This window comes from Microbacterium sp. CGR1, assembly GCF_051062835.1.
In the GTDB taxonomy this organism is placed as follows: domain Bacteria; phylum Actinomycetota; class Actinomycetes; order Actinomycetales; family Microbacteriaceae; genus Microbacterium.
This window is the reverse complement of record NZ_JAOTPG010000002.1, coordinates 624846-637063: the sequence shown is the minus strand read 5'-3', so window position 1 is coordinate 637063 and position 12218 is coordinate 624846. Positions and strand designations below refer to the sequence as shown.

The following is a 12218-nucleotide window of genomic DNA, read 5'->3' as shown; positions in this document are numbered from 1 at the left end:
CTCAGTGATCCGGCGCCCTCGCCCGGGGGTCAGCGCGCGGCGTCGGCCAGGTGGCGTGCGTTGTGGCTCAGCACCTTGACGATGATGCCGTGGCGGCGCAGCTCCTTGGCCGTGCGGGCGCCTTCGTCGGCGTCGCGGCCAAGGGCGTGGATGTTCGCGACGACGAGCACGTCGCCCGTCTTCAGGGTGCCGATGAGCCGTGAGAGCCGGTCGCTCCAGCTCTCGAGGATGTCGGGGGAGGGGTGACGGAACCCCTCGATCGGCACACCGAACCGGGTGAGGTCGTCACGCTGCTCGACCACCGAGGGCATGCCTTCGCGCGACACGACGAGTCCGACGAGGCGGGAGCCGTCCGGGCGGGCGAGCCAGAAATCGCGGTTCTGCTGCAGTTCGGTGAAGCACTTCGGGCATTCCGCTGCCGCATGCGGCAGGTGCAGCGGACTCGTCAGGGCCTCGTCGACGGATGCCGTCGCCTTCATGGGATCGATCGTCTCGCTCATCGCGCACCTCCGGCATCCATTCTGCCCTGATCCGGGGCCGCGCGGTGACCTTTCAGAGCATCCCGAGGGCTCGCACCGCTTCGCGCTCCTCGACCAGCTCCGCGACGGAGGCATCGATGCGTGCGCGGGCCCAGTCGCTGACCTCGAGTCCCTCGACGATCTGCCACTCGCCGTCGATCGAACGCACCGGGAACGACGAGATCAGACCTGCCGGAACCGCGTACTCGCCGTGGGAGACGACGCCGGCCGACGTCCAGTCGTCGGTGCCGCGCACCCAGTCGCGCACGTGCTCGATCGTCGCGTTCGCGGCCGAGGCCACCGACGACGATCCGCGCACCTCGATGATCTCCGCCCCGCGCTTCGCGACCCGCGGGATGAACGTCTCGTCGAGCCACGCGGGCACGTCACCGACGATGGCCTCGAGGGCATCGGCCACCGGAGCGCCGCCGACCGTCGCGTGCGAGACATCGGGGAACTGCGTCGCCGAGTGGTTGCCCCAGATCGGCACCCGTCGCACCGTGTCGACCGGTGCTGCCAGCGTCTGCGCGAGCTGAGCCCTCGCCCGGTTCTCGTCGAGGCGGGTGAGCGCGGTGAACCGCTCGGCGGGAACGCCGTCTGCGGACGCCGCCGCGATGAGCGCATTCGTGTTCGCCGGGTTCCCGACCACGGTCACGCGCACATCGGACGAGGCGTGTGCGGCGATCGCCGCTCCCTGCGGTCCGAAGATGCCCGCGTTCGCGGCCAGCAGGTCTCCCCGTTCCATGCCGGGCCCGCGCGGCCGCGCTCCGACCAGCAGTGCGAGGTCGGCTCCGTCGAAACCGACGGCGGGGTCGTCGGTCACCTCGACATGCTCGAGCAGCCCGAAGGCGCCGTCCTGCAGTTCGAGCGCCGCGCCTTCGGCGGCACCGAGCCCCTGGGGGATCTCGAGCAGTCGCAGCCGGACCTTCTCATCGGGTCCGAGCAGGTCTCCGGCTGCGATGCGGAAGAGCAGCGCGTATCCGATCTGTCCGCCTGCACCGGTCAGCGTGATCGTGGTCGTCATGACTCGAGCCTACGACCGTGACGAACCCTCGGTGCAGAGTACCCTCGTGGCATGACCTTCAACCCAGATGCCGATGTCTCCGGCAACACCGCCAGACGGCGCGGTCGCGGCGCCGTCGTCGCCGGAGCCGGCGGCGTCGGCCTGCTCGGCATCATCGCCCTCATCGCGGGGCCGCTGCTGGGGATCGACCTGACGGGCCTCCTCGGGGGCGGGGGAGCCACCGGCGACGGATCCGAGCCGCAGGAGGGCAGCGTGATCGAGAACTGCCTCACCGGTGAGGACGCCAACGAGAACGTCGACTGCCGGGTGGCGAGCTCGCAGCTGGCGCTCGACGGCTACTGGGAGGACTACGTCGACCCGTACCGGGCGCCGCAGCTCATCATCGTCGACGGGGCGACCTCGACCGCGTGCGGTACGGCCTCCAATGCGGTCGGTCCCTTCTACTGCCCGCCGGACGAGACGGTCTACATCGATCCCACGTTCTTCGATCTCATGCAGCAGCAGTTCGGAGCATCCGCCGGCAACCTCGCGCAGCTCTACATCGTGGGGCACGAGTGGGGACACCACATCCAGAACATCACCGGCGTCATGGACCGGTACCCGAACAACGGCACGGGTCCCGACAGCAACGGTGTGCGCATCGAGCTGCAGGCCGACTGCTACGCGGGTGCCTGGATCGGTCAGATGACGAAGGAGAAGGACCCAGACGGGGTCCCCTACCTGCTGGCGCCGACCGAGGCTGAGATCACCGATGCGCTGAACGCGGCGAACACCGTCGGCGACGACAACATCCAGCAGCAGTCGTCGGGGTCTGTGAACCCCGAGAGCTTCACGCACGGCTCGAGCGAGCAGCGCAAGTACTGGTTCGCGAGCGGCTACAAGAACGGACTCGACGTGTGCGAGCAGCCTCTGACGCTGTCGGGGGACCAGCTCTGATCACGTCGACGTGATCACGACGGACTGCTGAGACCCTGGGGAGAAGACGATGGACCTGGACGCGCTGTATCCGCCGATCGAACCGTACGAGACCGGTGAGCTGCTCGTCGGCGACGGTCACCGCATGTACTGGGAGGTCAGCGGCAATCCCGACGGCAAGCCCGTGGTGTTCCTGCACGGAGGGCCGGGAAGCGGCACCTCCGCCTGGCAGCGCCGGTTCTTCGACCCCGAGGCGTATCGGATCGTGCTGCTCGACCAGCGCGGCTGTGGGCGCAGCACCCCGCACGCGAGCGCGCCCGACGTGGATCTCCGCTTCGTCACCACCGCGCACCTGATCGCCGACATCGAGCTGCTTCGCCGCAACCTCGGCATCGAGCAGTGGCAGGTGTTCGGCGGATCGTGGGGGAGTGCGCTGGCTCTCGCCTATGCGCAGGCGCATCCGGATGCCGTGAGCGAACTCATCCTCCGGGGTATCTTCACGCTGCGCCGCGAGGAGCTGGAGTGGTTCTACGAGGGCGGCGCGGCGGCGCTCTTCCCGGATCTGTGGGAGGAGTTCCTCGCTCCGATCCCGGTGCTCGAGCGGTCGCACATGATCGAGGCCTATCATCGGCGGCTGTTCGACCCCGACCCGGCCATCCACGAGCCGGCGGCGGTCGCCTGGTCGCGGTGGGAGGCGTCGACGGTCACGCTGCGTCCGGACGCCGCGCAGATCGAGGCGATGTCCGACCCGCGTACCGCGACCGCGTTCGCCCGCATCGAGAACCACTTCTTCGTGAACCGCGGATGGTGGTCGGAGGGTCAGCTGATCGCCGGGGTCGACGGCATCCGTCACATCCCGACCGTCATCGTGCAGGGGCGTCATGATGTGTGCACGCCGATGATGACCGCGTGGGATCTGCATGTCGCATGGCCGGAGGCGGAGTTCGTCGTGGTCGACGACGCCGGCCACTCGGCGACGGAACCCGGCACCCAGCGGGCACTGCGAGCGGCGACCGACCGCTTCGCGAGCTGAGACCCCGCAGCGGTCGGAGCGTTCAGAGGTCGAGGATGCTCAGGAGCGCAACGCCTGGGTCAGCGTCTTCAGGAGTCCGACGATCCCGCCGTTCGCGCGGAACCGTGTGAGGCCTTCGCTCACCGCGGCACCCGTGCGTGCCGACACGAACCACGGCGGCTTCGGGAGGATCGTGAGGCGCCCACCGCCGTTCGCGATCGGCAGCGAACGCGGGAACGGCCGGAAGGGGCCGCGGATCACCGAGCGCTCGACGCCGTCGAGCAGCAGCGCATTGTGGACGACCCCGATGCCGCTGCCGACGTCGTCGATCGTGCTGCCGGGGAACGCCCCCCAGGTCAGGGTCGGTGTGATGAAGCCGAAGGCGGTCCATCCGTTGATCGCGATCGAGCCGTAGCGCAGCGCCGCGATCGCCCGGTCGAACCCGGCGCCGAGCGTCTTCTCGGTCGACGGGTCGATCAGCAGATTGGCTCCCAGCGTGCCCTGCAGCTGCTCGTTCGCGTAGGCCACCGCGGAGTCGAGGAACTCCTGCCCGGTGCCGGCGACAGAGACGACGCCCAGGACGGGAGCGAAGTATTCGGTGCTCTGCAGTGCTGCGGCGTCGTCGCCCTGCTCGATCTCGACCAGCAGGCGGTCGCCGAGCACGAGGGCATCGGGGTAGGCCTCTGTCGCGAGGTCCATCCGCGAGGGCGAGCCCGGGTACCAGATCGGGCGCTCGGGAGCGTTGGCGTAGGCGCGTCGCAGGGCCGCCCGGAAGTCGTCGGCCTGCGCCCAGTCCGACGACAGGATGACGACCTGGCCGGCGATGCAGTTGTGGCCGCTGTTCTGCAGACGCATGGTCGCGACGTGCTCGGCCTGATACGTGAGGTCGGCGGCCGTCCAGTCGCCCGGCACGATGATGATCGGCGAGACTCCACCGAGCTCAGCGGTGATGGGCTTCTTCAGCTGCGGTCGGTTCTCGCGACGCCGACGCGTGGCGGCTGATCCCGAGCCCCAGACGATCGCGTCGAACGTCGCGGCGGATCCGGTGATGTGCACGTGCGCGAGATCGGGGTGTCCCGTCAGGTAGACCCCCACCGCAGGCCCCCCGCGCACGATCCGCAGCAGGCCGAGAGCGATCAGCGGGGCGAAGGCGCGCTTGTACACCGGCACGAGAGCATCCTGGGTCGGGTTGACCTTGAGCAGTGCGGTGCGGTTGTGCGCCAGCAGCTCGTAGAGCACGTCGAGCACGGGGATCGAGGTGATGTTGCCGGCGCCGAGCACGAGCCCCACGCCCCCGGACTCCGACGGCGTGCGCTGAGCGAGGCCGGCCGCGGCCCGCGCACCGTTCGGGGTGATCCCCGGTTCCAGCCACACCTCGCCCGTGTAGCCCGAGAGCAGGAACCGGTCGATGCTCGTCAGCGGGAAGGCGTGCACGCGAGAGCGTCCGCCGGGTGCTCGGTCGATCCTGACGCCGTCGAGTGGATTGGTGCCGTTCGCGAGGCGAGTGAGGGTCTCGATGTACGCGTCGAGAGCCCCGAGCACGCTGTACGGCCCGCTGAGCCATTCCTCCCCGCGCAGGGGATGCCGGCCGTCGAGGCCCTTGGATGCTGCGGCCGTGTTCGCCCAGTCCTCCGCGGTCGCAGCGACACTCGTGCGGACGCCGTGCAGCAGGGTGACGCGCTGTGCGAGGGTCAGCGCAGACCAGGTGCGACTGCCGACGTGGAGCTCCGCGATCGCGGCATCGAGGCGTTCGCGTTCGCCCTCCGGCAGGTCGGTGGTGGTCGTCGTGGTCGTCGTCTTGGCGGCGGGCGTGGTCGCAGAAGTCATCGGCGTCTCCTTCGGACGGGATCCCAGCTTAGGCCGGGCGCTCGCTCAGGCGTCGATGTCGGCGCGACGCAGCCGGTATCGGCGAAGGGTGAGCATGCTCGCCACCATCAGGAGTGCGGGAAGGAGGCTGAAGCTCAGCACGATCCCCATGATCGCCGCGTCCGGCTGCTGTGCCGTCACGCCGGCGACGGTCGAGACGTATCCGGTGGCCGCGAGGGTGAGCGAGACAGCTGTGGCGCCCAGGGCGAACCCGACCGTCTCGCCCGCCGTCCACACCCCCGTGAACGTGCCCGCCTGGCCCCTGCCGCTGATGCGCTCGTCATGCGAGATGACATCGGGGAGCATCGCCATCGGGAGGGACTGCAGTCCGGCGTATGCGATGCCGGCGAATCCGATCGCGCCGTACATCCAGGTGCCGGGCATCCAGGCGGCAAGGACGAGGGACGCAGCGGCGGCCGTGAACAGGATGCTCGCGATGGCGAACGCCCGTTCCTTGCCGATCCTCCGCGCGACGACCGTCCAGACGGGGGTGGCGATGAGGGCAGGGCCGACGAGAGCCAGGAACACCAGGGTGACGGCATCCTCGCTGCGCAGCACCCACGTGGCCACATACTGTGCGGCGGCGAGCATGGTGCCCGTAGCCAGGGCCTGCAGCAGGAAGGTGCCGAGCAGCGCCCGGAACGGCTGGCTGCGGCGCAGCGTGCGCACGCCGGCCGCGTACTGCTCGCGGATCCCCGCCGGCGCAGTGAGCTGGCGGCGCTCGCCGTCGTCCGGGCGGTGTGCGGCGGCATCCGCGGTGCGTGACGCGATGAGCATGCCGACGCCGATGGTGATGCCCGCGACGACGCCCATCAGGAGGTACCCCGCGGCCGGGTCGGACCCGGCGCTGCGCAGCTCGGGTCCGCCGGCACCGAAGAGCAGGATCGCCGCGGTGAGCACGACCACGCGCCACCCGAGCAGCCGGGTGCGCTCGTCGTAGCCAGAGGTGAGTTCGGCGGGCAGTGCGACGTAAGGAACCTGGAACAGACTGAACGACGTGGCCGTCGCGAGGAAAGCGAGGAGCACGCAGATCGCGCCCGCTGTCGGTCCCCACGACGGAGGCACAGCGAACGTGAGCGCGAAGAACAGCGGGAGCGTGAGGGCGCCCACCACCATGAAACCCCGACGGGAGCCTGTCTTCGCGTACTGGCGATCGGATGCCGCCCCGATCAGCGGGTCGATGACGACGTCCCAGATCTTGGCCGCTGTCACGATCAGACCGGCCGCGAGAGCGGCGACACCGAGGTTGTCGGTGAGGAAGTACGTCAGCACGAGACCCGGAAGGGTCGCGTAACCCCCCGTGCCCAGCGAGCCGATCGCGTACAGCGCGACCGTGCGGGCGGACAGGCGGGCGGATGCTCGTTCAGGCCGAGCCGCGGTGCTCATCGCGCCAGTGTATCGGTGCGCAAAGAGCCCGCAGCGGGGTCAGAGGAGCGGACTCAGATGAGGGAGAGTTCGCGCAGCTTCGACTCGACGTCGGCGTTCGACGGCTCGACGTGGTGAGAGGAGTCGGGGTAGAGCACGACGGGGATGTTCGTGCGGCCCGAGATCTCCTTCGCGACGTCGGCGGCCGACGGGTCGGCGACGAGGTCGACGTAGGTGTACTCGACACCGAGTCCGTCGAGCTGCTTCTTGGTGCGGATGCAGTCGCGGCACCAGTCGGCGCCGAACAGTGTGATCGCGGATTCTGCAGGAGAAGTCATGTATCCAGGGTAGAGCCGCATGGCTGGACGGGCGCCGAATCGGGTACCGCGGGAACCCGACCGTTGCTAGGTAAGGCTAGCCTTACCTATACTCGATCCCATGAACACTGCGTGCGAGCACCTTGAGGATCCGGACTGGGAGCACATCGAGGGCGTCGTGCTGATCGCTGGGGACTCGACCGATGTCGGGGCGATCGCGGCCATCGCGTCCCGTCTGCCCTGGGATGCGGAGGGGGTCATCATGCTCGAAGCGGCCGCACGCATCCAGTTCCGCCACATCGATGTGCCCGAGGGCATCTCGGTGCGCTGGCTGCTGCGAGGCGACGGCATCCGCCAGCACGCCAAGGGGGAGCGGCTCGCCACCGCGGTGCACTCGTGGTGCGTCGAGTGGACGTGCTCGGAGCCGCCGCTGCAGTGGACGGTCTGGCTCGGTGCGCATACTCCGCCGCACGTCGCGCGCATGGCTCGCAGCCTGCTCGGCGTGGCCAACTGATCGCGACGCCTCAGCGGGGGCGAACCGTCGCACCGGTGCCCGCGGAGTTCTCCGCCCACAGGAATACATGGAACGATGGACCCCTGCGCGATGCGTGAAGCGACGGAGGGATGCTCGTGGGGACAGCGGTCACGGTCATTGTGCCGACCTTCGACGAACGCGACGACGTCGAGGAGCTCGTGCACCGGGCGGCGGTGGCGCTCGCCGGATACGACGCCGAGATCCTCTACGTGGACGACGGCACCGACGGCACCGACCTCGAGGTGGAGCGCGTCGCCGCAGCGGCGCCGCTTCCCGTTCGCGTGATCCATCGGGACGACGCCGCAGGCGGTCTCGCCGGAGCCGTGGTCGTGGGACTCCGCGCAGCAGGCACCGACCTCTGCATCGTCATGGACGGCGATCTGCAGCATCCGCCCGAGCTCCTCCCCGCTCTCCTGAGCCGGTATGACGCAGGGGACGTCGATGTGGTCGCCGCCTCGCGATACGTCGGAGGCGGAGACACGAGCGGTCTCGGCACCGCTGTGCGCTTCGGCGTCTCCCGAGCCGCGACCTGGTTGACGAGGGCGATGTTCCCGATCCGGCTCGCCCGCAGCACCGACCCGATGACCGGATTCTTCCTGGTCGACCGCACGCGTCTCGACATCGATGCATTGCGCCCGCAGGGCTTCAAGATCCTGCTCGAGATCCTGGCGCGGACCGACCTTCGCATCGCCGAGGTGCCGATGGAGTTCGCCGAGCGTCGGAACGGCACGTCCAAGGCGAGTCTGCGGCAGGGCGCCACCTTCGTCGCCCATCTGGCGCGCCTGCGGTTCGGCAAGATGTCGCTGTTCGCGTTCATCGGAGTCATCGGCGCCATCGCCAACCTCGGGATCATGTGGATGCTCACAGCTGCCGGAGTCCCCTACATCTGGGCGGCGATCATCGGTGCCGAGGTCACGATCATCGGCAATTTCCTGCTGCAGGAGCGCTTCGTCTTCGCCGACATGCGCACGGATGCGCGCGGCCTCGGGATGCGCTTCGTCACGTCGTTCACGTTCAACAACGCGGAGGCGGCACTGCGCATCCCCGTGATGGCGCTGATGGTCGAGACGTGGCACATCTCGAGCGTGCTCGCCACGGGGCTGACCCTGATCGTCGCCTTCTTCGCGCGCTTCCTGTTCCACTCGCTGTTCGTCTACGCGCCGCGGCGTCACCGCCAGGCGGATGCGGCGGGGGCCGAACCGCGGCCGGACACCGCCGCCGTCCGGATCATCCGGGCGATCGACGCCGAGGCCATGAAGCCCGGCGAGCTGTGACCGCCGTCCCGTCATCGAACACGCTCCACGGAAGGACCACCGATGCTCCCTAACGTCGTCGTCGGAGGAGGGATCGTCGGTCTCGCGACCGCGCGGGCGATGCTGCGCCGCGAGCCCGACCGACCGCTCGTCGTCCTCGAGAAGGAGGACGCGGTCGCGCTGCACCAGACGGGGCGCAACTCGGGAGTGATCCACTCCGGGCTGTACTACACCCCGGGGTCGCTCAAGGCGGACTTCGCGATCCGCGGCGGTCGGATGATCCAGGACTACTGCGAGGAGAAGGGCATCCCGTACGACGTTCCGGGCAAGCTCGTCGTCGCCACGAGGCCAGGCGACCTGCCCCGGCTCGAAGCTCTGCGGGCGCGCGGGATCGCGAACGGCGTCGCCCTGCGAGACCCGGAGCCGGGGGAGATCGCCGAGCGCGAACCGCACATCGACGTCCTCCAGGCGCTCGTGGTGGAACCGACCGGACGCGTCGACTACGGCGAGGTGTCGCGCGCGATCGCGCGCGAGGTGCGCGAGGCCGGCGGCGAGGTGAGGTTCGGCGTCGAGGTCTCCTCGGTCGTCGACACCGCAGAGGGCGCGCGCATCGAGGCGGGCGACCACACCCTCATCGCCCACCGTGTCGCGGTGTGCGGAGGGCTGCATGCCGACCGCATCGCGCGTCGCTCAGGGCTCGACGTCGACGTGCGCATCGTGCCGTTCCGCGGCGAGTACAGCGAACTCCGCGCGGACCGCGCGGACCTCGTGCGGGGGCTGGTGTACCCGGTGCCCGACCCCGATCTCCCCTTCCTGGGCGTCCACCTCACCCGCGGCATCGACGGAACGGTGCACGTGGGGCCGAACGCCGTGCCCGCGCTGGCCCGCGAGGGCTACTCCTGGGGACGGATCTCGGTGCGCGACACCGCCGATTCGCTGCTGTTCCCCGGCGCCTGGCGGCTGGGCTCTCGATTCGCCCTCGTCGGGGCGAAGGAGATCGTCCGATCGCTCTCGGGTCGGGCCATGCTGCGGGCCGCGCAGGAGATGGTCCCCGAGCTCCAGCCGGGCGATCTCGTCCCCTCGCAGGCGGGAGTGCGCGCGCAGGCCGTCGGTCGCGACGGACGCATGCTCGACGACTTCTTCTTCCTGCGCAGCGGACGCGCTCTCCACGTGCTCAACGCGCCGTCCCCGGCGGCCACGGCGTCGCTGCTCATCGGTGAGCACATCGTGGACGTGCTCACCGCGGAGTGAGTCGAGGTCGTCAGCGCCGACCGAGGCCGCGGTAGGTCCACCCGGCCGCGCGCCAGCTCTGCGGGTCGTAGCTGTTGCGCGCGTCGACGATCCTGCGTCCGGCGACCAACCCCGCCACATGTGCGGGATCGAGATAGCGGTACTCGTCCCATTCCGTGACGAGCACCACCACGTCGGCGCCGTCGAGGGTCTCCTCGAGGGACTCGCGGTAGTCGAGCTGAGGATGCAGGGCGCGGGAGTTCGCGATCGCCTCGGGGTCCGTCGCCCTCACGTGCGCGCCGAGACCCTTCAGTCGCACGGCGACGTCGAGCGCGGGCGAATCGCGCACATCGTCGGAGTGCGGCTTGAAGGCGAGGCCGAGCACGGCGACGGTCTTGCCGTGGGGCTGGTCGTCGAGGAGCTCGACGACGTGATCCACGACGCGCTGGCGGCGACGCAGGTTGATCGCGTCGATCTCCTTCAGGAACGCGACTGACTCGCCGCGGCCGAGCTCCTCCGCGCGAGCGGTGAACGCTCGGATGTCCTTCGGCAGGCACCCGCCGCCGAACCCGACGCCGGCGCCGAGGAATCGGCGGCCGATCCGCTCGTCGTGACCGATCGCATCCGCGAGCTGGGTGACATCGGCGCCCGTGACCTCGGCGATCTCGGCCATCGCGTTGATGAAGGAGATCTTCGTGGCGAGGAATGCGTTCGCCGCGACCTTCACGAGCTCCGCCGTCGCGAAGTCGGTGACCACCAGCGGGGTTCCGAGATCGAGCACCGGGCCGTACGCCTCGCGGAGCGCGGATTCGGCGACCTCCGCCTGTTCGGGCTCGGGAGGGAGACCGAACACGAGCCGATCCGGTGCGAGCGAGTCCTTGACGGCCCACCCTTCGCGGAGGAACTCGGGGTTCCACGCCAGCAACGCGCCGCTCCCCGACTCGGCGACGACCGCGGCGAGGCGCGATGCCGACCCGACCGGAACGGTGGACTTGCCGACGATGATCTCGCCCGCGGTGGTGTGCGGAAGGAGCGACGCGATCGCGCCATCCACGTACGTCATGTCGGCCTGATTGCCCGTCTTGCTCTGCGGGGTTCCCACGGCGACGAAGTGGATGCGGGAACCTGCGGCGTCCTCCATCCGCGTCGAGAACCGCAGGCGCCCGGATTCCACGTGAGCGGTCAGCAGCTCGGGGAGCCCGGGTTCGAAGAACGGCGCCTCGCCCCGTGTCAGAGCCGCGACCTTGCGCTCGTCGACGTCGATGCCGACGACGTCGTGGCCGAGCTCGGCCATCGCCGCCGCATGGACGGCCCCCAGATACCCGCAACCGATGACTGAGACGCGCATCTCAGATCCCCCTCGTTCGAAAACTTCCCCATGCCCGCATCGATTGAGATCCGAGTCCTCTCCATCATGGAGGAGATCGGACCCAAAAGCTCTCGTCTCCGCGGACGGAGTCCGACGGGAGGCGGAACCGCTCACACGATCGCGCTGAGCGTACCGTCCGTCTCGCGGTAGCGCTCGCCCGAGACCGGACACACCCAGTCGTCGCCCTCCGCCTCGAGCGGGTGGCCGGCGGTGCCGACCCAGCCGATCCTCCGGGCGGGGACGCCGACGACGAGGGCGTGCGGCACGACGTCCTTCGTGACCACCGCGCCGGCGGCGACGAGCGCCCAGGCACCGATCGTGACCGGGGCCACGCAGACCGCGCGGGCACCGATCGACGCTCCGGCCTCGACGGTCACGCCCACGGCATGCCAGTCGTCCGTGCCCTTGGGGGTGCCGTCGGGGTTCGCCGCCCGGGGATACTCGTCGTTGGTGAGCACCGCCGCCGGTCCGATGAAGACCCCGTCGCCCAGCCGTGCCGGCTCGTACACGAGAGCGTAGTTCTGGAGCTTGCAGGAGTTCCCGATGACGACCTCGGGCCCGACGTACGCGCCGCGACCGATGTTGCAGTCCGCCCCGATCTGCGCGCCTTCGCGCACCTGGGCGAGGTGCCAGACCCGCGTCCGCACCCCGATGGCGGCGAGGTCGGAGACATCTGCGGAGGGCTGGATCACGGGATCGTCTGTCATGCCGCCATCATCTCGCAGACACTTGTCGTGCTCCAGGCCTGAGGGAGGCCGAGAATTGGGACTCGTAATCTCCGGCTGTATCCCGGTACACTGCGAGGTGGGGAATG

At 69.7% G+C, this 12218-nt stretch carries 12 protein-coding genes; 5 read left to right on the top strand and 7 right to left on the bottom strand.

The window, feature by feature from the left end; all coding sequences use genetic code 11:
• Positions 1-29: 29 nt before the first annotated feature.
• Positions 30-500: a recombinase family protein gene (locus OD997_RS17980; RefSeq protein WP_431074415.1), complete on the bottom strand. Its 471-nt coding sequence runs from the start codon at positions 498-500 to the stop codon at positions 30-32.
• A 52-nt stretch (positions 501-552) separates the two neighbouring features.
• Positions 553-1542 carry a malate dehydrogenase gene (locus OD997_RS17975; RefSeq protein WP_434332912.1) on the bottom strand — a complete coding sequence of 330 codons (990 nt, stop codon included), beginning with the start codon at positions 1540-1542 and terminating at the stop codon, positions 553-555.
• Positions 1543-1593: 51 nt separating this feature from the next.
• Between OD997_RS17975 and ypfJ the strand changes: the two genes are divergently transcribed.
• Together ypfJ and pip are read left to right on the top strand one after the other, a co-directional pair.
• Positions 1594-2478, top strand: coding sequence for a KPN_02809 family neutral zinc metallopeptidase (ypfJ, locus tag OD997_RS17970; RefSeq protein ID WP_434332911.1), 885 nt, complete (start codon positions 1594-1596; stop codon positions 2476-2478).
• 49 nt (positions 2479-2527) lie between these two features.
• Positions 2528-3490, top strand: coding sequence for a prolyl aminopeptidase (gene pip, locus OD997_RS17965; protein WP_434332910.1), 963 nt, complete (start codon positions 2528-2530; stop codon positions 3488-3490).
• Between the two features lie 39 nt (positions 3491-3529).
• On the opposite strand, the gene OD997_RS17960 is transcribed toward pip, so the two are convergent.
• The 3 genes from OD997_RS17960 to OD997_RS17950 are packed head-to-tail and all read right to left on the bottom strand — an operon-like array spanning position 3530 to position 7038.
• Positions 3530-5296, bottom strand: coding sequence for an aldehyde dehydrogenase family protein (locus tag OD997_RS17960; RefSeq protein ID WP_434332909.1), 1767 nt, complete (start codon positions 5294-5296; stop codon positions 3530-3532).
• 45 nt (positions 5297-5341) lie between these two features.
• The gene (locus OD997_RS17955) at positions 5342-6721 is read right to left on the bottom strand and encodes an MFS transporter (protein ID WP_434332908.1); all 1380 of its coding nucleotides are present in this window, start codon (positions 6719-6721) and stop codon (positions 5342-5344) included.
• Positions 6722-6774: 53 nt separating this feature from the next.
• Complete coding sequence (locus OD997_RS17950) at positions 6775-7038, bottom strand: glutaredoxin family protein (protein ID WP_056309972.1); 264 nt, start codon at positions 7036-7038, stop codon at positions 6775-6777.
• A gap of 100 nt (positions 7039-7138) precedes the next feature.
• Between OD997_RS17950 and OD997_RS17945 the strand changes: the two genes are divergently transcribed.
• From OD997_RS17945 to lhgO, 3 genes are all read left to right on the top strand, one after another.
• Positions 7139-7531, top strand: coding sequence for an SIP domain-containing protein (locus tag OD997_RS17945; RefSeq protein ID WP_434332907.1), 393 nt, complete (start codon positions 7139-7141; stop codon positions 7529-7531).
• Positions 7532-7641: 110 nt separating this feature from the next.
• Positions 7642-8826 (top strand): glycosyltransferase, encoded by a 1185-nt coding sequence (locus OD997_RS17940; protein ID WP_434332906.1) that lies wholly within the window; start codon positions 7642-7644, stop codon positions 8824-8826.
• Positions 8827-8868: 42 nt separating this feature from the next.
• Entirely contained in the window at positions 8869-10056 is a 1188-nt protein-coding gene (gene lhgO, locus OD997_RS17935; RefSeq protein WP_434332905.1) for an L-2-hydroxyglutarate oxidase, read from the top strand.
• Between the two features lie 10 nt (positions 10057-10066).
• On the opposite strand, the gene OD997_RS17930 is transcribed toward lhgO, so the two are convergent.
• Positions 10067-11383: a UDP-glucose dehydrogenase family protein gene (locus OD997_RS17930; protein WP_434332904.1), complete on the bottom strand. Its 1317-nt coding sequence runs from the start codon at positions 11381-11383 to the stop codon at positions 10067-10069.
• 131 nt (positions 11384-11514) lie between these two features.
• A complete protein-coding gene (locus OD997_RS17925) occupies positions 11515-12111 on the bottom strand; it encodes an acyltransferase (protein WP_434332903.1) in 597 nt (198 codons plus the stop codon).
• Between the last annotated feature and the right edge of the window lie 107 nt (positions 12112-12218).